General features: G+C 66.9%; 20 protein-coding genes. 10 read left to right on the forward strand and 10 right to left on the reverse strand.

Annotation, left to right across the window (positions count from 1 at the left end):
- Positions 1-293 precede the first annotated feature (293 nt).
- Both M0R88_RS07925 and M0R88_RS07930 read left to right on the forward strand, forming a co-directional pair.
- Positions 294-1205, forward strand: a complete 912-nt coding sequence (locus M0R88_RS07925; RefSeq protein ID WP_248656398.1) for an ABC transporter ATP-binding protein — start codon at positions 294-296, stop codon at positions 1203-1205.
- Positions 1202-2182 carry an ABC transporter permease subunit gene (locus M0R88_RS07930; protein WP_248656399.1) on the forward strand — a complete coding sequence of 327 codons (981 nt, stop codon included), beginning with the start codon at positions 1202-1204 and terminating at the stop codon, positions 2180-2182. The genes M0R88_RS07925 and M0R88_RS07930 overlap by 4 nt, the downstream gene beginning before the upstream one ends.
- A 93-nt stretch (positions 2183-2275) precedes the next feature.
- On the opposite strand, the gene M0R88_RS07935 is transcribed toward M0R88_RS07930, so the two are convergent.
- On the reverse strand, positions 2276-3316 hold the full coding sequence (locus tag M0R88_RS07935) for a restriction endonuclease (protein ID WP_248656400.1): 1041 nt from the start codon (positions 3314-3316) through the stop codon (positions 2276-2278).
- Between the two features lie 115 nt (positions 3317-3431).
- Here M0R88_RS07935 and M0R88_RS07940 point away from each other — a divergent pair, with 115 nt between their 5' ends.
- Positions 3432-3815 (forward strand): hypothetical protein, encoded by a 384-nt coding sequence (locus M0R88_RS07940; RefSeq protein WP_248656401.1) that lies wholly within the window; start codon positions 3432-3434, stop codon positions 3813-3815.
- A gap of 22 nt (positions 3816-3837) precedes the next feature.
- On the opposite strand, the gene M0R88_RS07945 is transcribed toward M0R88_RS07940, so the two are convergent.
- The 5 genes from M0R88_RS07945 to M0R88_RS07965 form a co-directional block, all read right to left on the reverse strand.
- On the reverse strand, positions 3838-4707 hold the full coding sequence (locus M0R88_RS07945) for an RNA ligase family protein (RefSeq protein ID WP_248656402.1): 870 nt from the start codon (positions 4705-4707) through the stop codon (positions 3838-3840).
- A 94-nt stretch (positions 4708-4801) separates the two neighbouring features.
- Positions 4802-5575, reverse strand: a complete 774-nt coding sequence (locus M0R88_RS07950; protein WP_248656403.1) for an inositol monophosphatase family protein — start codon at positions 5573-5575, stop codon at positions 4802-4804.
- 46 nt (positions 5576-5621) lie between these two features.
- On the reverse strand, positions 5622-6674 hold the full coding sequence (locus M0R88_RS07955) for a LolA family protein (RefSeq protein ID WP_248656404.1): 1053 nt from the start codon (positions 6672-6674) through the stop codon (positions 5622-5624).
- A gap of 69 nt (positions 6675-6743) precedes the next feature.
- Positions 6744-7481: a sporulation protein gene (locus tag M0R88_RS07960; RefSeq protein ID WP_248656405.1), complete on the reverse strand. Its 738-nt coding sequence runs from the start codon at positions 7479-7481 to the stop codon at positions 6744-6746.
- Between the two features lie 369 nt (positions 7482-7850).
- Complete coding sequence (locus tag M0R88_RS07965) at positions 7851-9953, reverse strand: CHAT domain-containing protein (RefSeq protein WP_248656406.1); 2103 nt, start codon at positions 9951-9953, stop codon at positions 7851-7853.
- Between the two features lie 146 nt (positions 9954-10099).
- Here M0R88_RS07965 and M0R88_RS07970 point away from each other — a divergent pair, with 146 nt between their 5' ends.
- From M0R88_RS07970 to M0R88_RS07980, 3 genes are all read left to right on the forward strand, one after another.
- Complete coding sequence (locus tag M0R88_RS07970) at positions 10100-11575, forward strand: aldehyde dehydrogenase family protein (protein ID WP_248656407.1); 1476 nt, start codon at positions 10100-10102, stop codon at positions 11573-11575.
- Positions 11576-12153: 578 nt separating this feature from the next.
- Positions 12154-12369: a hypothetical protein gene (locus tag M0R88_RS07975; protein ID WP_248656408.1), complete on the forward strand. Its 216-nt coding sequence runs from the start codon at positions 12154-12156 to the stop codon at positions 12367-12369.
- Between the two features lie 116 nt (positions 12370-12485).
- Complete coding sequence (locus M0R88_RS07980; protein ID WP_248656409.1) at positions 12486-13238, forward strand: DUF8081 domain-containing protein; 753 nt, start codon at positions 12486-12488, stop codon at positions 13236-13238.
- 8 nt (positions 13239-13246) lie between these two features.
- On the opposite strand, the gene M0R88_RS07985 is transcribed toward M0R88_RS07980, so the two are convergent.
- Positions 13247-13978, reverse strand: a complete 732-nt coding sequence (locus tag M0R88_RS07985) for an SOUL family heme-binding protein (protein WP_248656410.1) — start codon at positions 13976-13978, stop codon at positions 13247-13249.
- Between the two features lie 132 nt (positions 13979-14110).
- Here M0R88_RS07985 and M0R88_RS07990 point away from each other — a divergent pair, with 132 nt between their 5' ends.
- The 3 genes from M0R88_RS07990 to M0R88_RS08000 all read left to right on the forward strand — a co-directional run bounded on the left by M0R88_RS07990 (position 14111) and on the right by M0R88_RS08000 (position 15755).
- Positions 14111-14509, forward strand: coding sequence for a 30S ribosomal protein S6e (locus tag M0R88_RS07990; RefSeq protein WP_248656411.1), 399 nt, complete (start codon positions 14111-14113; stop codon positions 14507-14509).
- Positions 14510-14568: 59 nt separating this feature from the next.
- On the forward strand, positions 14569-15009 hold the full coding sequence (locus M0R88_RS07995; protein WP_248656412.1) for a DUF7112 family protein: 441 nt from the start codon (positions 14569-14571) through the stop codon (positions 15007-15009).
- Between the two features lie 290 nt (positions 15010-15299).
- Positions 15300-15755: a universal stress protein gene (locus M0R88_RS08000; RefSeq protein ID WP_248656413.1), complete on the forward strand. Its 456-nt coding sequence runs from the start codon at positions 15300-15302 to the stop codon at positions 15753-15755.
- A 71-nt stretch (positions 15756-15826) separates the two neighbouring features.
- Here the strand turns inward: M0R88_RS08000 and M0R88_RS08005 are convergent, their stop codons facing one another.
- The 3 genes from M0R88_RS08005 to M0R88_RS08015 form a co-directional block, all read right to left on the reverse strand.
- Positions 15827-16102: a DUF5684 domain-containing protein gene (locus M0R88_RS08005; RefSeq protein WP_248656414.1), complete on the reverse strand. Its 276-nt coding sequence runs from the start codon at positions 16100-16102 to the stop codon at positions 15827-15829.
- Positions 16103-16349: 247 nt separating this feature from the next.
- Positions 16350-16871 (reverse strand): GNAT family N-acetyltransferase, encoded by a 522-nt coding sequence (locus M0R88_RS08010; RefSeq protein WP_248656415.1) that lies wholly within the window; start codon positions 16869-16871, stop codon positions 16350-16352.
- Positions 16868-17236 (reverse strand): universal stress protein, encoded by a 369-nt coding sequence (locus M0R88_RS08015; protein ID WP_248656416.1) that lies wholly within the window; start codon positions 17234-17236, stop codon positions 16868-16870. Before M0R88_RS08015 ends, M0R88_RS08010 begins: the two co-directional genes overlap by 4 nt.
- A 129-nt stretch (positions 17237-17365) precedes the next feature.
- Between M0R88_RS08015 and M0R88_RS08020 the strand changes: the two genes are divergently transcribed.
- Entirely contained in the window at positions 17366-18385 is a 1020-nt protein-coding gene (locus tag M0R88_RS08020; RefSeq protein ID WP_368409375.1) for a DUF5806 family protein, read from the forward strand.
- Positions 18386-18388 lie beyond the last annotated feature (3 nt).

Raw genomic sequence — 18388 nt, forward strand, 5'->3', positions numbered from 1 at the left:
GTGACCGCGGGGTATCGCTCTCCTCGCACACGGACGACACCGTGATAGTGGCCTCGAAAGCCCTCGGTCAGTTCCGGTCCCGCGGCTCGCTGCGCTCCTCGGTCGTCACTCCGTTCCTTCCTGCGGTGCTTACGTCGCCGGGGTTCCCGGAACTGCCCTCGCCCTTTCAGTCCGCCGAGGGGGTGGACGCGTCATCAAGCGACGCCGGTGGTCGGTCGCACCGTCTCGATTCGCTTCCCTGATTGCAAGAAGACTTATTCCGCGTCGCTGAGGGAACGATACCAAGGTCCCCAATGTCAGTCATCGAGATAGACGAGTTGACGAAGCGATTCGGCGAGGTCGCCGCCGTGGACGGTCTCTCGCTGTCGGTCGAGGAGGGCGAGGTGTTCGGCTTCCTCGGCCCGAACGGTGCCGGGAAGTCCACGACCATCAACGCGATGCTCGACTTCACGAAGCCGACCAGCGGCGAGATTCGGGTGTTCGGCAGGGACGCCAACCGCGAGTCGGTCGCGGTGCGCGAGCGCTCCGGGCTTCTGTTGGAGGGTTACGGCGCGTACCCCCGACTGACCGGGCGCGAACACGTCGAACACGCCATCGAGACGAAGGACGCCGACGACGACCCCGACCAACTGCTCGACCGGGTGGGACTCCGGGAGGCGGCCGACAGGCGCGCCGGCGGCTACTCGAAGGGGATGCGCCAGCGGATGGCGCTCGCCGTCGCGCTCGTGGGCGACCCCGACCTGCTGGTGCTGGACGAACCCTCGACGGGGCTGGACCCCAACGGCGCGCGGACGCTCCGGGAGGTCGTCGTCGAGGAGGCCGACCGCGGCGCGACCGTCTTCTTCTCGTCGCACATCCTCGAACAGGTGGACGCGGTGGCCGACCGCATCGGGATTCTCCTCGACGGGTCGCTCGCGGCGGTCGGCGAGGTCGGGGAACTCCAGCGGGAACTCGGCGCGGGCGCGACCCTCTCGGTGTGGGTCTCCGCGGTGTCGGACGCGCTCCTCGCGGACCTCCGCGGCATCGAGGGCGTCCGCGACGTCCGGGCGCGCCACGGCCGCGTCGAAATCGCCTGCGACGGCGGCGGCGAGACGAAGCTCCGGGCGCTGAACGCGGTGGCCGACGCGGGCGTCTTCGAGGACTTCGAGGTCCGGGACGCGTCGCTGTCGGACGTGTTCTCGAAGTACACGGAGGGTCCGGCGTGAGCCGCGCCGACGTGTTCCGTCGCGATTTGACCAGCGTCTACCGGTCGCGGACCGGCGCCGCGGTCTCGGCCATCGTCGCGCTGGCGACCGTGGTCGCTGTCGGCCTGTTCGCGCTGGCGAGCGACGTGGCGCTCTTGGGCGGCGTCGGTGGCCTCGCCGCCATCGCGTCCATTCTCGCGCTCGTCTTCCTCGGCAACCCCAAGCAAATCGCGGGCGTCGTCGTCGGCTTCGCCGCGCTCGCGGTCGTGGCGACGCTCGCGCTCTCGGACCCCCGGTCGGGCGCGGCCCGACCGAACATGGAACTCGCGGTGACGGCGGTCGGGTCGGCGCTGTCGGTCCTGCTCCCGCTGGTCTGTCTGGTCGGGAGCTACGCCGCGCTGGTCGGCGAGCGCGAGACCGGGAGCGTCCGGTTCCTGCTCGGTCTGCCCAACTCCCGCGACGACGCTTACGTCGGCAAGTACCTCTCGCGGGCGACGGTCGTCCTCGTCCCGCTGGTGGTCTCGCTCCTCCTGACGGGCGTCGTCGTCGCGCTCACGTTCCGAAACGGCTCCTTTTTGGGGATGGTCGGACTGACGCTGGTCTCGATTCCCTACGCGCTGCTGTTCGTCGGCATCGGTCTCACCGCCTCGGCGTACGCCGACACCTCGAACCGCTCGGTCGCGGTGGTCGTCGCGGCGTTCACCGTCCTCCGGGCGGGGTGGCCCGCGCTCCAGTTCCTGCTGCTGTCGGGCGTCGAGGACACCTACCCCAAGCCGGAGTGGTACTTCTGGGTCGGTCGGCTCAACCCCATCAACGCCTACGTGAAGCTCACGACCCTGTTCGCGGACGTGAGTCACCACCCTCTCATCACGACGCCCGCGGATTCGGTCTCGACGGTGGCGACCACCTACCCGTTCGCGGCGGTCGTCCTACTCGGCTGGACGGTCCTCGCGCCGCTCGCCGGACTGGTCTACTTCCGGAACCGCGACCTGCTCTGAGACCGGGCGGCACGCCGACCCCGACCTTCGGCCGCCCCGCGATCGCCCGAAACCGGCGGCTCGCGCTCTGCGAACGTGACAGCGAGTAGGTCCTCAGAACGACTCCGGAGAAGACGAATCGCCGCGCTCGGCGTCGTAGACGTACGCCTTCGCGGTTCGCGGCCCTTCGACTTCGATTTCGGGGAGCAGTTCGAGCCACGTCCGGACGGCGCTCCCCCGGCGCTCGACGCTCGACTCCGAGAGACCGGTCGTCTCCGCGGCGATGAGGTCGTCTATCTCCGCCTTGGTGAGTTCGCCGGCGTCGGCGGCCGCCGCGAGGACGCGCTCGACCAGTTCGACGCTCCGAACCGCTCGTCGGAGAGTCTGCCGGGCCGGGACCGACCCCGGTTGCGCCCGGATGTACTCGGCCCCGGTCGCCGTGAGACCCCAGCGCGTCGCCTCGTCTCCCGCCGACGGCTCCTTCCGGGCCAACCCGAGGACCGTCGCCGAGTTCGCGTTGATGTAGACGTGGCGCTCCGAGAGGTCGTAGCCGGCGTTCGCGGCGATCCACCGCCGAACCTCGTCGCGGGTGCCACCCGTCGCCCGTATCGCCCGGAGGACCGCGCGAACCTTGCCGAGGTCGTTGCCCAGCGGGACCTCGCCGGCGGGGACTCGCTCGTCGCTCTCGTGCAGGTCCTGCCAGAAGGTCGCGTCGAGTTCGTAGTCGCCGTCCCGCTCGGTCACCCCGAGACCTGTCCGGAGCATCGACGACGCGAGGTCCGCGCCCGAGACCAACTGAATCGGCAGGTCCTCGGCGGTTTGCTTCGCCGGGTCGGAGTAGGAACTCGTCGTGACGAAGGTGCCCAGCGCGTAGCCGTTCTCGACCAGCGCGCCCGCGAGTCGGTGGACGCGGTCGTTCCCGACGACGTTTCCGGGGGCGTAGCGCTTGACCTGCACGCCGAAGTCGGCGGCGAACCAGTCGTAGTCGAGTCGCCCCTCGATGTCGATGCCACCGTCCTGCGACGCCGGCGTGACCGCCAGACCGGCGGTCCGGAGTTCGTCGCCGAGGACGACCTTGCAGAGGACCTCGAACTCCTGCGGGTCGAGGTCGAGCATCCGGTCGCGGAGTCGTTCCCGTGCCGCCGCGGTCGTCATACGCTCCCGTACCGAGACCGGGGATCTAAGTCTTTCGCGGCCGTCGCGTCTCGGTTCGACTCAACCGGCGAACCGAACGCCCAAGGGTCACCGACCCGTAGCTCCGGCCGACAGAATGGCCCAAAAGCTCACGCTCCCGAACGGCGAGACCGTCACGCCCGACGACGTGTTCCTCTACAACGACTACCCCTACCGGGTCGAGTTCCCGGGTGAGGAGGCAGTGAGCGAGGACGCCGAGACGGAGTTCTGGCTCTCGCCGCTCTACTGGGGCGGCGGCGAGATGGACATCCCGTTCCGCGAGCGCGAGGCGCTGGTCGAGCAGTGGGGCGACGGGTCGGAGGGCACCCTCACCGACGAGGAGTGGGAGCAGTGGCTCGGCGAGGCCCGCGCCGACGAGCGGTTCGACGACGAGGAACTCGACGCGCTCCGCGGGGAGCTACCGGTCTCCGGCGGCGGGGTCGGGGTGGTGGCGCGGATTCGGCGGGCGCTCGGACTCTGAGGCGACCGCGTGCGGTCGATTACTACCGGTCGTTCAGCAGTTCCTGCGTGCGCTCGGCCGCGGCCGAGCGGAACGCCCGCAGATCCACCGACGCGCGGTCGTGGAACAGGCGGTGATGTTCCTCGCGGGCGACGGACTCCAGCAGGCGCTCGAAGACGGTCTCGAACGCGGCCGACCGCGCTTCGGCGTCGAGGTCGGCGACGACGCGCTCGACGCGCCGACGGGTGACGAGTTGCGCGGCGAGTTCGTCGGCGGGCGCGGTCGCGGGGTCGGACTCCTCGCGCCACTCGTCGTACGCGGGATGGGAAATCTCCGCGCGCCCGCCGGTCTTGTTCCGGACGACGACGCCCGCCGCGGGACCGTCGTGCCACGCCGAGTCGGGAACCGCGTCGCTCTCGGGGTCGAAATCGACCGCTCGGACCTCCTTTTGGACGGTGTTCACCGGCCGGAGTCCCAGTCGCTCGAAAATCTGCTCGACGGAGTCCGGCGGCAGGAAACGCTCGCGGTCGGCGTCCCACACGTCGAAGCCGAGGAACGCGGGCGTCCGCGACCAGTCGTAGTCGATGGCGTCGCGGACCGTCGCCTCGCCGAAGAAGACGACCGACGAGGGGTCCGCGACGGTGTTCCGCAGGGCCTCGCGGTCGAACGATTCGCGGACGTGCCGGACCGCGTGGCGGTAGCCGAGCGGGATGCCGTCGGAACCGCCCGACTGCGCGCCGGACGAGCGCCGCCGGTCGAAGGTCCGCTCGCGGTCGCCGAACTGGAGGACGCCCGACTCGCGCATGCGAAAGCGGAGGTGCGCGCCGTCTATCCGCTCCTGTAACCAGAGGTGCCCCGACTCGAAGAGGTCGGGAGCGTCCGCGGCGCGCGGGACGGCGGGGTACTGCTTCATGCCGAGAGCGTTGTCGGCGGGCGAGGGTAAGCGTTGGGTAGCGACGGCGTTCCGTTCGGTTCGTAATCGCCGCTCTCGGGGCCAGTCGCGGTCGCTACGTCACCTCGTCGGTCGCCCGCCGCAGCGCCGCTAGCGTCTCGTCGTCGCAGGCGGCGAGGTAGAGGGGGCCGTCCCGGTGGGTCGCGCCGCCGGCCTCCGCCGCCAGCAGTTCGGTGACCGCCTGTTCCTCCTCGTCGGGATGGAATTGCACCAGCCCTTGGATTCGCCCGCGGGCGAACAGGCCGGAGTGGACCGTGGGCGCCCAACTGGCGACGACGCGCTTGACCCGCCCGCGCAACGCCTCGGTGAGGGCGTCGGCCTTCGGCGCGAGGTCGGGGTCCCGTGGCACGTCCCGACCGAGGATGGTCGCCACCGTGGCGGCCGCCGGGTCCACGTCGCTGGTCGCCGTCACCCGTCGGTCCTCGTAGCGGACGCCGCCGTTCCGGCGGACGAGGTACGTCTCGTCGGTGGGCGGCTGGTGGACGGCGGCCAGCACGGGGTCCCCGTCCTCGAGGACCGCCACCGTGGAGGCGAAGGTCGGGAGACCGGCGGCGAAGTTGTTGGTGCCGTCCAGCGGGTCGATTATCCACCGGTAGGGTTCGCTCCCGGCGAACCTGCCCGCCTCTTCGGCGAACACGGCGTGGTCGGGGAAGGCCCGGCGGACGAGCGGTAGCATCCGCGCTTCCGCGGCCTCGTCGGCGGCGGCCTTCACGTCGTACGCGCCGTAGTCGCCGTCGTGGTCGCCGTCGCTGTATCGCCGTCGAAGCTCCTCGCCGCCGGCCTGCACGGCCGCGCGGGCGACGGTCGCGATGTCGTCGAGGTCAGTCATGGTCCGGCGTTCAAACAGTTCGGACAAGAAGATGACGAATCGAACGCTACTCGTCGTCCTCGGGTTCGTCGTCGTCGGGCGCGCCCACCGGTTGTGCGTCCGCGGGCGGGTCGAACTCGAAGGTTCCGGCGTCGAACGCGGGGTTCACGGTCAGGTTCGAGACCTCCGTCGTCCGCACCTTGTGTTCGAAATACACCGCGTCGTCGCCGTTATCGTCGCGGAATCCGCCGGTGTCGTTGCGGGGGTCGCGGTACTCCGATATCGCCCGATTGAACCGCTGGACCGGCTTGTGAGCGACGTGCTTCAGCAGGATACCGGTCTCGGTGTCGAACCAGTAGGTCTGCTCGGCGAAGTACGCCGTCGCGGTCGATTCGGGACCGTTCGGATGTTCCTTCGCCTCGAAGGTGACGACGTACGCCTCTCGGCCGTTCACCGTCTCGGTGCCCTCGTAGGTCGCGTCGTTCTCGCGGAAGAGGGCTTCGGGACTGCCCGCCCAGTTCACCTCGTCCAGCGAGTAGTGCTGGCCGAAGCGGTCCTCGCCCGACCGCTCGGTGTACCGATACCGTTCGCTGGTCGCGTTGTACCGGACGAAGTGGTCGGCGTTCGCTATCTCGACGCGCCGGTCGCCGTCGTCGAACGAGACGCGCCGGTAGAACGAGGGCGCGCTGTCGTTGCCGTACTGCACGGCGAGTCGCTCGGCGTGCTGGCGCGAGAGCGAACTCCCGTTCGTCAGCGAGATGTTCGTTCGGTAGGAGACCGTCGCGCTGTAGCCCTCGACGGAGCGCTGTTTCTCCTGCACGCGCTCGAAGATTTCGGCGGCGGTCGCGTCACCAGACGCGTCGTCGGCCGTGTCGGCGGTCGGCGTGTCGGCGGTCGGCGAGGGTGACGACTCGGGCGCGTCCGTCGTCGGCGAGCCGCCCGAGAGACTGCCCACGCATCCGGCCGTGACGAGGAGGGCGGCGAGCGCGACGCTCGCGACGACCGACCGGAATCGGCGGTTAGTCATCTCGACCGCCTCGCTGTCGGGCGGTTCGTTTTCGGCGTCGATACTCGCGGCGCTGTCGTGGAGGGGACCAACGGGCCATGTTTCGGCCCTCACGGTACTACAGTATCAGCTTTGTGTCTGCACGAAAAAACGGGAATCGACGGTACAACGCCGTCTCGGCGGTCAGGCGTACTGTTCCAGCACGCGCTCCAGGTCGTCGCGGATAGTCGCCACGTCGGGGTCCCGAATCGTGAGACTCGTCTTCGACTCGTCGGTCTCGGCCATCTCGCTCAGGAGGCCGCCCCGGCGGTCGATTTCCACGAACAGCGTGAGTTCGTCGGCCGACTCTTGCGCGACCAACTCTACCTCGTCCAAGTCGCCGCGGAACGGCCCGGCCTGCGGCGTGAACTCGAACTCCTGGACGAACCGCTGGCCCGACCCGTAGCGGTCGTAGGGGTCGGCTTCGCACTCGGCGGTCCGGAACGAGAAACCCAACTCGTCCATCGCGTCGAAGACCGCCTGCAAGCGCGGCGTCGGTTGCACGTCGACGTAGTCTTTGTCTTCGGGGTCGACCGCCCAGTCGATGTCGAGTTCGGTCTCGACCCACACGTCCACGTTTCCGAGCGTCACGGGCGTTCCGTAGGGAATCTCGATTTGGACGGAGCGGGTCTCCTGCTGGTCGGGTTCGATAGTCAGGTCGTCGGTCAGGGTGAACCGGTCGATGTCGGCCTCTTCGTACCCCTCTTCGGTGGCGTACTGGGTTTCGAGTTCGACCCGAATCGCGCCGACTTCCTGCTCGGCGGACCCGCCATCGACGTGTACTTCCGCGTCGATGGTTTCGCCGGGCGTGACGGTCGTGGAGGACAGGACGGTATCGACTGTCGCGTTGCCGACACCGATGCTAGCGAGGACTTTCTTCATGGCTTCGCGTTGGACCTCTCGCTCGGGGATACTGTATCTTTGGGAGCGAATCGACATCTCCCGATTCTGGCTACAAACTATCGTATTCTAATTTCGACACGAACGCCTAATCGTAGGACTGACTCTCGATACGCCATCGACTTCTCCCGAATACCACACTACGAACAGCATTCGAATCTAATACCGAAAGATAAACTAAATCCCATCTACTAATTTTTGTTACATGCCAGTTGTTAGAAACGCGGTCGAAGGCGTTACCGGCAGTAAAACGGCAGTTCACCTCGCGTGGTTGCTCGTTCTCCTTCTCGTGGAATCGAGTCGAGTTCTCGCAGGCCCGAGTACCGGAACTAGCGGGCCGTAACGGTAGCACTACTTTTCTAACCACTGGTTAGCTAACACTAACTCACCATCGATAATCAGGGGCGAATACGGATTATCGTCGTAGGCGTCTAACATCCGTTCTTTGGTAGACTCGAAGTGGTACGGCCCGGTAGAGAGAAAACGCGGGCCGACTTCCAGATACGTTCCAGAGACACTCCCGATGGCATGTTCCCGCGTTGGATACGCAAATGCGGTCAACGAAAGCGGTGGTTCGTCGGAGTCCTCGAATTTGTACATTAGCGGGACGATATCGGCGCTCGGCGCCAGCGTGAATCCGGCGTCGCCGACCGCGATGTATCGGGTCCCGATGAACGTCGCCTCTCGCGTGATGGCGAGCGCGCCTCCGATGCTGAATCCCGCCTGGAACAGTTTCGCCAGCGTCTCGCCGAGTTCGACGGCCGCGGAGTTACCGACGTTACCGAGACTCACGATGCCGCCGTGACACCCGGCCTCGACCAGCGCGACGCCCTGATTGTGCGACCGACAGGCGTTGAGTAGGAACGCGCGCATCCCGACCTCGTCGAGGGTCCGGGCGTCCAGCACGCCGTCCGAACACTCGAAGCCTCGGCCGTCGATGTGACCGACGTAGTGAAAGAGGTCGGTCGGAGTCCGGAGCAAGTCCTCCAGTTCGTCGGTCGTCACGTTGAAGTGGACGGTCGGGTCGAACGAGATGGTGTCGCGGGGACCGTACACCTCCGCGACCGCGTCCCACTCCTCGCGCATCTCCTCGTCGTTGCAGACGACAGTGATCTCGATCACGTCGTCGGAGGTTCCCGAAGACTCGTATCGATACGCCTCCGGGAGGACTTTCGTCCCGCGGACCGGCGTCCCGTCGCCGACCCACGCGAGTTCGAGGGCGTCGTCGTGGTCGGGCATCTGGACGTACTCCTCGACGGGCGGGACGCCGCGCCGTGCCGCGGCGTCCCGCTCGCTCTCGGGTCGCTCGTCCGAATCGCCGGGCGAGGGCGTGCGCTTGAAGCCCTCGATGGCGTCGCGGGTCTCGCGCATCTCGTCGGTCTCGTCGTAGGTCGGCCGGGGCGGCGTCCGCAGAATCGAGAAGTCGTTGACGAGGTACGGGAGCGCCTCGACGTTCTCCGGGTCCGGGCGGACGTACGCGACGCGGTGCCACGACGGCATCGCCTCGGCCACGGTCTCGTAGGGAATCGAGAAATAGGTCGATAGTTGCTCGCCCAGCGGCGCGTCGTACAGCGCCGCGAAGTCGACGTCCACCAGCGATTCGAGTCGGTTCCGGCCGGCGAGTTCGATGGGGTAGTAGCCTTCGGTCCGCGTGACGCAGTCGAGGAAGAACGCCTGTTTCAGCGTCCGAACAACGTCGTCTTCGAAGCCCTCGCCGGCGTCGAAACGGCGTTCGAACCCGCCGACCGTCAGGCGCGGCGTCTCGCCGGCCACGAGGTCGGCCCCGAAGTAGTAGGAGAGCGGCGCGGCCGCGTAGATGGCGTCGTACGCCGGCGGCACCTCGACGGTCGCTCCGGTGGCCGGGACCGCGAGGTCGTCGGGCACGTCGAGTTCGTCGCCGCGTTCGATGCGGGGCGGGTGGCCCCGGAGCGTGGGCCACGACCGCTCGCAGGTGGTCGTCTTCAGGACCGACCCGAGCGTCGAGACGGCACTCATCACGTCGTGCGGGTCGTCGGTCGTCGTCACCGTCGCGGCCGGTGACTTGTGGAACGACCGCGCGCCGACCTCGACCGTCGTCTCGCGGTCGAACGCGATTCGCATCGATTTGGTACTCGATTCGATGCGGAGTCCGGCCTCCGCCCGGAGGTAGAGTTTGATGGGTGCGCTCAGGTCCACGATGTAGGTGCCGGGCGAGAACTCCGCGGACGCGTCGTGACCGAGGTCGGCCAGTACCTCGCCGTCGGCGTCTCTGACGTACGACATGACGATGTACGGGAGGACCAACTCGCTGGTCTCGACCCGGCAGGCGGAGCTGACGGGGAACCGGAACGAGTCGGGGTCGGCGGGCGTCGGTTCGACCGGGTTCGGCGTCGAGAACGTGAACCGACGGGTCTCGATGGGGTCCACGACCTCGAATCCTCCCTCGTCGTCGAGCGTGTCGAACGTCGGTTTCATCGGAGTGCCTCGGAGACGGTCGCTACTGATACGTGGCAGGGGGAGTACAAAACGTCTGTGACGAGTCGAACGCGGGCCCGCGAGCGGTCGCGGACGACTCGCCCGCTTCCGACCGTATTTTCTGGCTCGAACTCCAATCGGAACCCGTGACCGACCGAAACTTCACTATCGACGGTGATTGGAACGGACTGTACCTCGACGGCGAGTGGGTCGAGGCGGGCGACGGCGAGACCATCACGGTCGAGAACCCGGCGACGCGCGAGGCGGTCGCCGAGGTCCCGGCCGCGACCGAGGACGACGTGGACCGCGCCTACGAGACGGCCGCCGAGGCCCAGGACTCGTGGAGCCAGCGGTCGGTAGACGAGCGCGCGTCGGTCATCGAGGACGCCATCGAGATTCTGGACGACCGGCGCGACGACATCCTGGAGGCGCTGGCGGTCGAGTCCGGCAGCGCCAACGCGAAGGCGTTCGCCGAGTGGCAGACCGCCCAAGGGATGTGCCATCACGCGAAGAGTCTGGCCGGACGGACGGACGAGGTCGAAACGTCGGACTCGATGATTCCCGGCAAGGAGAACGAGGTCCAGCGGGTCCCCGAGGGCGTCGTCGGCGTCATCTCGCCGTGGAACTTCCCGCTCAACCTCTCGATGCGGGCGGTCGCGCCCGCGCTGGCGACCGGGAACGCCGTGGTCCTCAAACCCGCCTCCTCGACGCCCGTCACGGGCGGCCTGCTCATCGCGCGCATCTTCGAGGAGGCCGGACTCCCCGACGGCGTGCTGAACGTCGTGACGGGCCACGGCTCCGAAATCGGCGACCGCGTGGCCGGTCATCCAGAACTCGACGTGATGGCGTTCACCGGTTCGACAGAGGTCGGGCGGGGCGTCGCGGCGCAGGCCGCGGAGAACCTCGCCATCCCGGCCATGGAGTTGGGCGGCAACAACCCCTTCGTCGTGACCGAGGACGCCGACGTGGACGCCGCGGTCGATTCGGCCGTGTTCGGGTCGTTCCTCCACCAAGGCCAGATTTGCATCTCCATCAACCGCCATCTGGTCCACGAATCGCTCTACGACGAGTACGTCGAGCAGTTGGCCGAGCGCGCCGAGAGCCTGCCCATCGGCGACCCCCGCGAGCGCGAGAACGTCGTCGGTCCCGTCATCGACGAGGGCCAGCGCGACCAGATTCTCGAATACGTCGAGGAGACCGTCGAGCAGGGCGCGACCCTCGAAACCGGCGGCGACCACGACGACCTCTTCGTGGAACCGACGGTCCTCTCGGACGCCACGAACGACATGGCCGCGGCCTGCAACGAACACTTCGGCCCGGTCGCGCCGGTGATTCCGTTCAGTAGCGAGGAGGAAGCCATCGAACTCGCCAACGACACCGAACACGGGCTGGCGGCCGCGATTCACGGCGGCGACCTCGACCGCGCCAAGGAAATCGCCGAGCAGATCGAGGCGGGCATGGTCCACATCAACGACCAACCGGTCAACGAGGAACCCAACGTCCCGTTCGGCGGGATGAAGGCCTCGGGCATCGGTCGGTACGACGGCGAGGAGATTCTCCACGAACTCACGCAGACGAAGTGGATTTCGACCCAGACCGAGAAGCGCGACTACCCGTTCTGAAGCGACAACCTTCTGCTGCGCTCCGGGCCGCCTTCGGCGGCCCTCCGCTGGCAAAACGTTGATGAAAAAACACGGCGGTCGTCCCGCCACTCGCTTCGCTCGTTACGGTCCTCCCTTGGTCCGCTCGCTCACGTCCGTTCGCTCGCGGTCAATGACTGATGTGAACCGCGACCGTACTGCCACGCAACCGGTAGGTAATCGAGTCGAGCAACCGAACTCTCACCGTTGAGTCCTGCATGTCGACAGTCCGACTCGGCGCGTTTCCGTGTCGGTCCACCGCGCGAGAGGGATGTATCTTCAGTGGAAATACTGTTGTGTCGGCACTGTCTAGTTAAGCAAACCTCGAACAAACAGGGAGTATAGCTCCTCTGCAACCGTTGTTGAACGAGGTGTCTTACTGCGTCTTTGTTGAGAGAGTTGGTGAGAGTGGCGAATTCGTGTCGCTCATGGCTCACCGCGGCGCCGTCTCAGAACCTAGACACCGTTCTCAGATTATCTACGACTCGTCTATCGCCCCACCGTCTGGCGGTTCCGCTTATCTAGACAGTGCCGTTGTGTCGGTCGTGTCAACGTGAAATATGAGCAAAACGAGCCAGTTGTACCGTCGCCTCGACGAGTGGATGCGGAACCTATCCCGCGTCGAGTTCGCTTCTCTCGCTGGCCTCACGTCCACTGTGGCCGTGCTTATCGTTGGCGCGCTGTTTGGCGGTGAATTAGTGACAGTTCAGGCAGTCACGATGGGTCTTACGATAGCCGTCGTCTATTATCTCTTCAACCCCAACGAGCAGGAGTGACCAACGGATTGAGGACAGCGTTCGTCCGCTGTATTCAGTCCGGGGAGATACGTCTCTCCGACGCGGTCGGTCGGCATCTTCAGATACAAATACCGCGCCCGACCACACTCCCGGTAATGACCTTCGACGCCGAACCGTTCACCGTCGCCGTCAAGGAGAGCGCGCGGGAGGCCAGCGAACCCGCCCGAAGGCTGGCGACCATCGAGGGCGACCGCGTGACCTTCGACTCAGAGACCGAGGCCCACCGGCGGGCCAGAGAACTCTCCGCGGAGGGCGAGTCGGTCGTCAAGGTCCAGCGCGCCGCGCCGCAGGACCCCGACGACGTGGACGGCTACCTCGTCGGGTGGCCACAGCGCCGCCACCAGACCCCCGACGGGTCGCCGGCCGAGGGGCTGACCTTCGACACAGAGGCGAACCAGTACGGCGCGCTGGGCGAGGCCGTCGTGCTGACGCCCGAGGTGAACCCGCCGCTGCTCACGCACTTCGCCCGCGTCGATGCGGACCTCGGCGAGGCGGACGCGGACGGCGACGCGGGCGACGTTCGCGTCGAACTCGACACCGACCCCGACCCGGTGACGGTCGGGTCGGACCGGCGGTGGGAACCCGACTGTCGCGCGGTGGTCCGCCTCGGTCCCGACCGGCCGGTCCTCACCGAGTACTTCTGCGAGGTCAAAGCCGGTGACGGGTCGTTCGAGCGGAGCCAGCGCGAGGCGATGCGGGCCAAAGCCCGCGAGGCTACCGTCCTCAAGATTCGCGTCGATTTGGACGACCTGCCCGACAGCTACACTGCGTGGGTCCGGACGGTCGCGCCCGAGGGCGACGGCGAGGGCGAGACCCACCGCGTCAACGCCAGCCTCGACAGTTTCTGAGAGAGACGTCAGTCCGCGATCCGGACGGCCTCGTGGTCTACCTCGACGGCGACTTCGTTCCGGCGCATGAACGGTGGCGTCCACGGGTCGTCGTACTGGAGCAGGGCCGGGCGCGTCCGGGGTTCGATGTCGCGGGCGTCGAGCGCGTCGAGCAGGGCTTCACGGTACGTCCGCACTCGGTCTTCGCCGGCGTACCACGAGAACTGGATGACCGCGAGCGTCCGCGGCGGTTCGACCGCGAGCCTGACCCCGGCGTTCGTCGGAATCGGCGCGTCGCCGGGGTCGTAGTCGGCCGGGAGGTAGAACGCCATCGTGACCTCGCTCTCGTCTCGGTCGGTTCTGACCGGCCCAGTCGTCGAAATCCGCTCGCGGTCGGGGCGGTCGGTTCGGACCGGCGTCGTCATCGGAAGCGTCGTCCCGCGGGTCGCCACGGGCGCGGTCATCGCCACTTCGTCGCCGGTCTCGTTCTCGCCCGAGATGTACCGGAACAGTCGCTCGAACGCCTCGTCTTCGTTCTCGGCGGTCGTCTCCGCGAGGACGAGTCGCGGGTAGCGTCGGAGTTCCACGCCGTCGAACTCGGTGACGGTCTCGTAGGGCACGCGCTCGGTCGTTCGGTCGACGTACGCTCCCCACCCGACCCACGCCGCGAGGAGTCCGCCCGCACCTGCGAGCAGTGCGAGGCTCCGCCTCGACGACGGGAACGACGAAGCCGTGAGCAGTGTCTCGATTCGAGTTCGCATGGGAGAGCTACGACCCGCGACCTGAAAAGCGCACGCGCCGGGAGGTCTCGGTCGGCTCTCCGGAAATCCCCCGCAACCGCCGGGTCGGGGCACTTCGACGTATTTTTAGGGAGCGTCCTCTTTCCAATCCGTATGGCAGACTTTCAGGTCGTCGTCGCGGACCCCGACTCCGGGACGACCTACCAGCGCGACGTAGACGGACAGGACGCGAACCGATTCCTCGGCAAGTCCATCGGCGAGGACGTGGACGGCGGTGCGGTCGGTCTCGACGGCTACACGGTCGAGATTACCGGCGGCTCCGACGACGCCGGCCGACCGATGCGCGGCGACGTAGACGGCCCGAACCTCAAGGAAGTCCTCCTCGACGGCGGCGTCGGCTACGAGCCGTCCCGCGACGGCGAGCGCAAGCGCGTGACCGTCCGCGGCGGCGAGGTCAGCGAGGCCACCGCCCAGCTCAACGTCAAGGTCAGCGAGTACGGCGAGGGGTCGGTCGAGGACCTCCTCGGCGAGGGCGGCGACGACGACGAGTAATCGCTCGCCGACCGGAGCAACTTTTTGCGTTCGCACGCTAACTCCGGCCAGCACTCGCTATGGCCGACCGCATCTCCAGCGACCACTCCTCGCTGACGACCGTGCGCGCGACGCTCGTCCGGAGCGGCGGACTCGACCGCCCGAAAGTCGAGATTCCCGCAGACGACGCCGACGCGTTCCCCGACGGCGAACTCGTCCGGGTCGTCGCCGACGACACCGAGTACCGCGCCCGCATCGAATCGCCGCTGACCGACGACGGCCGCGAGATTCGAGGCCTCTACGACTCGCCGACCCTCGCGCGCAACCCCGAGGACGGCGAGAACCGCCTCTCGTCGTGGATGGAGGGTACGGACGTCGAGTTCGGCCAGTCGGTCCTCGTGGACGTCATCGAGGAGGGGTTCAAGTACGGCCTGCGCGAACCCGGCGAGCGCGTCTTCTACGACGCCACCGAGTCGCCCGACGAGAGTCTGGCCGACATCGCCAGCGGACTGGACGAATAAACCGCTGGGAACGCCCGGCGTTCCGGGGTCGAAGGATCGGTTCTCTGTCTCGTCGCTACTCGCGTCTTCACTGTTCCACGTTCCCTTTTTCACTTTCTTCGTTGCCCTCGCGGGGCGGTGCTGTGCGGTAGACTTCTCTACTCGAGCCTGAAGCTAGTTTCTCTCGGCTTCCGTCTTCGTTCGGACAGTCACTACGAGCTCTACCGCTCCGCACGACACGCGGTAGTTTCACCGGTCGCGACGACCCCGCGAAGCGAGGATTTTTGCCCGATGCCCGTCCACGTACGCACATGACCGAGCCGCCGCTCGAAGTCGAGACCGTCCTCGTCCCCGTCGATGGGAGCGACGAGTCGGTCGAGGCCGTCGAGTACGCCGTCGCCGTCGCCGAGCAGTACGAGGCGTCCGTCCACGCGATGTACGTCCTCGGCGAAGAGTTGGTCCGGGGCATCGAACACGGGGCCGTCGCCGAGGAGGACGTGGTTTCGGACACCGAGACGTTCATGGACGAGGTCCGCGAGGTCGCCGCCGAGTACGACGTGTCGGTCTCGACTTCGCTCGCCTACGGCTTCTCGACCACCAGAAAGACCCAGCATCCCGGCAGTGCGGTGCTGGACACCGCCGAGGACATCGACGCCGACTTCATCGTCATCCCGCGCGAACCGCTGAGCGGCGAACCCGGCGAGGTGCTGGAGAAGGCCGCCGAGTACGTGCTGTTGTACGCCAGCCAGCCCGTACTGTCGGTATGAGCGACCTCACAGTCTGACGTTTTCTTTTTCGTCGCCGTCGCGTCACCGAGAGAAATGCGGGCGCAGAGTCGTTACACGCCCGGACTGGTGTCCCCGTGGTACTGCGCCTCGCCGAAGCCGAGCAGGGGCCAGAAGATGAACGGAAGGATGGCGAGACCGAGACCGGTGCCGGCCCCTTTGCCGAACTGTTTGGCCACGTCGACGAACAGCGCGATCATGAGCAACCAACCGACGAGGGGAATTATCGGCACGATGACCCACCACGTCGGCCGGTCGGCGATGTCCACCAGATAGAATAAGTTGAGGAACGGGACGAACGCGCCCCAACCCGGATTTCCTGCCTTCACGAAGGCCCTCCACATCCCGATGGCGGGAACGAGGAAGAGACCGAGGACGAATAGGAGGAGTATACCGGCTCCGAGTCCGCTACCGCCGCTACTGCTCTGAAGCGGTACGAGTGTGATACTGCCCATTTCTGCCAACGTTTTGCTAGCATCTGCCGCACCTACATACCATCTGATTATAATATTTGTTACTGAAATACAGCTGGTAGTACGTAGAAATAGATATGTACGTGGACCGAAACGCCCCGATTCAGAGCCGAAGCACCATCTCTATCTCGAAGCTCTCGGTGCCGTTGGTCTCGAAACCGACCGACTCGTAGAGGTTCACCGCGGCGTGATTCCACCGCTCGACGGTCAGCCAGACCTTCTCGACGTCTTCCTGCTGTCCGTAGCCCAACAGCGCCCGGATGAGCTTCGACCCGATGCCCGCGCGCTGGTAGTCCTGATGGACGAAGATGGCGAGTTCCGAGGCGTCCTCGTCGGGGACCAGCGTGGCGTGACCGACCGCTCGGTCGTCGTGCCACGCGACGACGTTCAGGCCGTCCAGCAGGTTCTCCACCCAGTCGCGGACCCGCGACTCGGTGGCGGGCGGGATGCCCTGTGCGCGGTCGGCGGGGTCGAAGTCGGCGTACATCTCCACGACCGCCTCGAAGTCCTCGCCCTCGTAGGGTCGAATCTCGATGGAGCGACCCTCCTTGTCCTCGAAGGCGACCGGCGGCGCTCGGAACGACTCGGCCTCGCCCTCGGGGTAGTCACCGTCGGTCGGACTCATCGTACCAACTTGACGCTGACCGGGGAGTTCAACAGGACGAACTCCGCGATGTGACCGAGCTTTATCTTCCCCATCGGACTCCGCTGGCCGCCGCCGAGGACCACTTGGTCGAAGCCCTCGCGCTCGGCGAGGTCCACGAGTTGGCTTCCGGGGTCGCCCGAGAGGTGGCGGACTCCGGCCGCGAAGTCGGCGGTCTCCAGCGTCTCGAACACGCGCGCCTCGATGGCCTCGGTGTCGCGGTCGCTCTCGGGATTTTCGAGGATGGCGACGGTGAGGTCGTCACCGGCGGCCTGCGCGCGGTCTACGGTCTCTTCGAGGGCGCGAAACGAGTCGTCGCTACCGCCGATTCCGAGCAGCACGTTCATATCTCTCCCAATCGGCCCCCGCTTCAAAACAGTTACTGGTGGGCGCAAATCGCGCGGCACCTCCCGCGAGCGGTGTGTCAACGCGCGCCAGACGATACGCTTTTCCACCTCCCACCGCTACCCAGATTCATGGCAGACGACCCATCGCGTCCGCCCGAGAACGACAAGCAGGACGCCGAGCAGTCCGCCGACTCGCCGACCGAGACCAGCGAGCAGACCGACGCGAAGACCGAGCAACCAGTCGAGAGAGAAGGGGAGGAAGTCGAGAGAGTCGAGAGTGACGACGGGAACGTCGGCGAAGTCACGGACGACGACCCGACCGTCGGCGAAGTCACGGACGACGACCCGACGGTCGAGAACGCCGACGAGACCCTCGGAGAGAACGCCGACGAGACCCTCGGAGAGAACGCCGACGAGACTCCCGGCGGAAGCGGCTCCGAAAATACCGTCGAGAGCGATTCCGAAACGCCCGACGAAATCGACCCCGAGGACTCCGAAGACGCCGCGTCGGCGTCGGATTCCGCGGAATCCGACGCCACGGCGGAACCCGCACAATCCGACGCCGCGGCGGGACCTCCGGAGTCCGACCTGCCGCCGGACGTGCGCAAGTACGAGCGGTTCAAGAAGGTGGACGGTGCCCAGTACGACCGGGTCAACGAGTTCCTGCGCGACCGGACGTACATCACCGCCCGCGAGTGGGCCATCGCCCGCCTCTGTGCGGACTTCCGGACCGAGACCGGCGTCGAGATGACCAAAATCGGCGAGAACCTGCCCGAACTCGTCCCGTTCATGACCGACACCTACACCCCGCAGGCGGTCAACCAAGCCCGCTCGTCGTTCGAGGACAAGGTTCGGCAGGCGGGCGCGACGTTCCTCTACGGCGCGATGTCGGGCTTCTTCACCGCCGAGGAACTGGACGACATGATGTACGAGGTCACGGAGGTCGCCAAGTTCCTTCTCGAAGTCGAGGGCGTCGATTTGTCCGTCGAGGAAGAACTGGAGGCCGAAGACCGCATCTCGGGCGTCATGCGCGAGGTCCGGTCGGCCAGCGAGCAGTTGCGCCACGACGAACTGGCGTGTCCGAACTGCGGCCACGAGATGGAGGCCTCCGAGGCCGAGACCGTCGATACCGCGGAAGGCGACGACTGACGC

Origin of the sequence: Halorussus gelatinilyticus (genome assembly GCF_023238445.1) — an archaeon.
Lineage (GTDB): Archaea > Halobacteriota > Halobacteria > Halobacteriales > Haladaptataceae > Halorussus > Halorussus gelatinilyticus.

What these genes read in the sequence shown, in the direction of transcription:
- M0R88_RS07925 (WP_248656398.1), top strand. Translation starts at nt 294, where the DNA reads ATGTCAGTCATCGAGATAGACGAGTTGACGAAGCGATTCGGCGAGGTC.
- M0R88_RS07935 (WP_248656400.1), bottom strand. Translation starts at nt 3,316, where the DNA reads ATGACGACCGCGGCGGCACGGGAACGACTCCGCGACCGGATGCTCGAC.
- M0R88_RS07940 (WP_248656401.1), top strand. Translation starts at nt 3,432, where the DNA reads ATGGCCCAAAAGCTCACGCTCCCGAACGGCGAGACCGTCACGCCCGAC.
- M0R88_RS07945 (WP_248656402.1), bottom strand. Translation starts at nt 4,707, where the DNA reads ATGAAGCAGTACCCCGCCGTCCCGCGCGCCGCGGACGCTCCCGACCTC.
- M0R88_RS07950 (WP_248656403.1), bottom strand. Translation starts at nt 5,575, where the DNA reads ATGACTGACCTCGACGACATCGCGACCGTCGCCCGCGCGGCCGTGCAG.
- M0R88_RS07960 (WP_248656405.1), bottom strand. Translation starts at nt 7,481, where the DNA reads ATGAAGAAAGTCCTCGCTAGCATCGGTGTCGGCAACGCGACAGTCGAT.
- M0R88_RS07965 (WP_248656406.1), bottom strand. Translation starts at nt 9,953, where the DNA reads ATGAAACCGACGTTCGACACGCTCGACGACGAGGGAGGATTCGAGGTC.
- M0R88_RS07975 (WP_248656408.1), top strand. Translation starts at nt 12,154, where the DNA reads ATGAGCAAAACGAGCCAGTTGTACCGTCGCCTCGACGAGTGGATGCGG.
- M0R88_RS07980 (WP_248656409.1), top strand. Translation starts at nt 12,486, where the DNA reads ATGACCTTCGACGCCGAACCGTTCACCGTCGCCGTCAAGGAGAGCGCG.
- M0R88_RS07985 (WP_248656410.1), bottom strand. Translation starts at nt 13,978, where the DNA reads ATGCGAACTCGAATCGAGACACTGCTCACGGCTTCGTCGTTCCCGTCG.
- M0R88_RS07990 (WP_248656411.1), top strand. Translation starts at nt 14,111, where the DNA reads ATGGCAGACTTTCAGGTCGTCGTCGCGGACCCCGACTCCGGGACGACC.
- M0R88_RS07995 (WP_248656412.1), top strand. Translation starts at nt 14,569, where the DNA reads ATGGCCGACCGCATCTCCAGCGACCACTCCTCGCTGACGACCGTGCGC.
- M0R88_RS08000 (WP_248656413.1), top strand. Translation starts at nt 15,300, where the DNA reads ATGACCGAGCCGCCGCTCGAAGTCGAGACCGTCCTCGTCCCCGTCGAT.
- M0R88_RS08010 (WP_248656415.1), bottom strand. Translation starts at nt 16,871, where the DNA reads ATGAGTCCGACCGACGGTGACTACCCCGAGGGCGAGGCCGAGTCGTTC.
- M0R88_RS08015 (WP_248656416.1), bottom strand. Translation starts at nt 17,236, where the DNA reads ATGAACGTGCTGCTCGGAATCGGCGGTAGCGACGACTCGTTTCGCGCC.
- M0R88_RS08020 (WP_368409375.1), top strand. Translation starts at nt 17,366, where the DNA reads ATGGCAGACGACCCATCGCGTCCGCCCGAGAACGACAAGCAGGACGCC.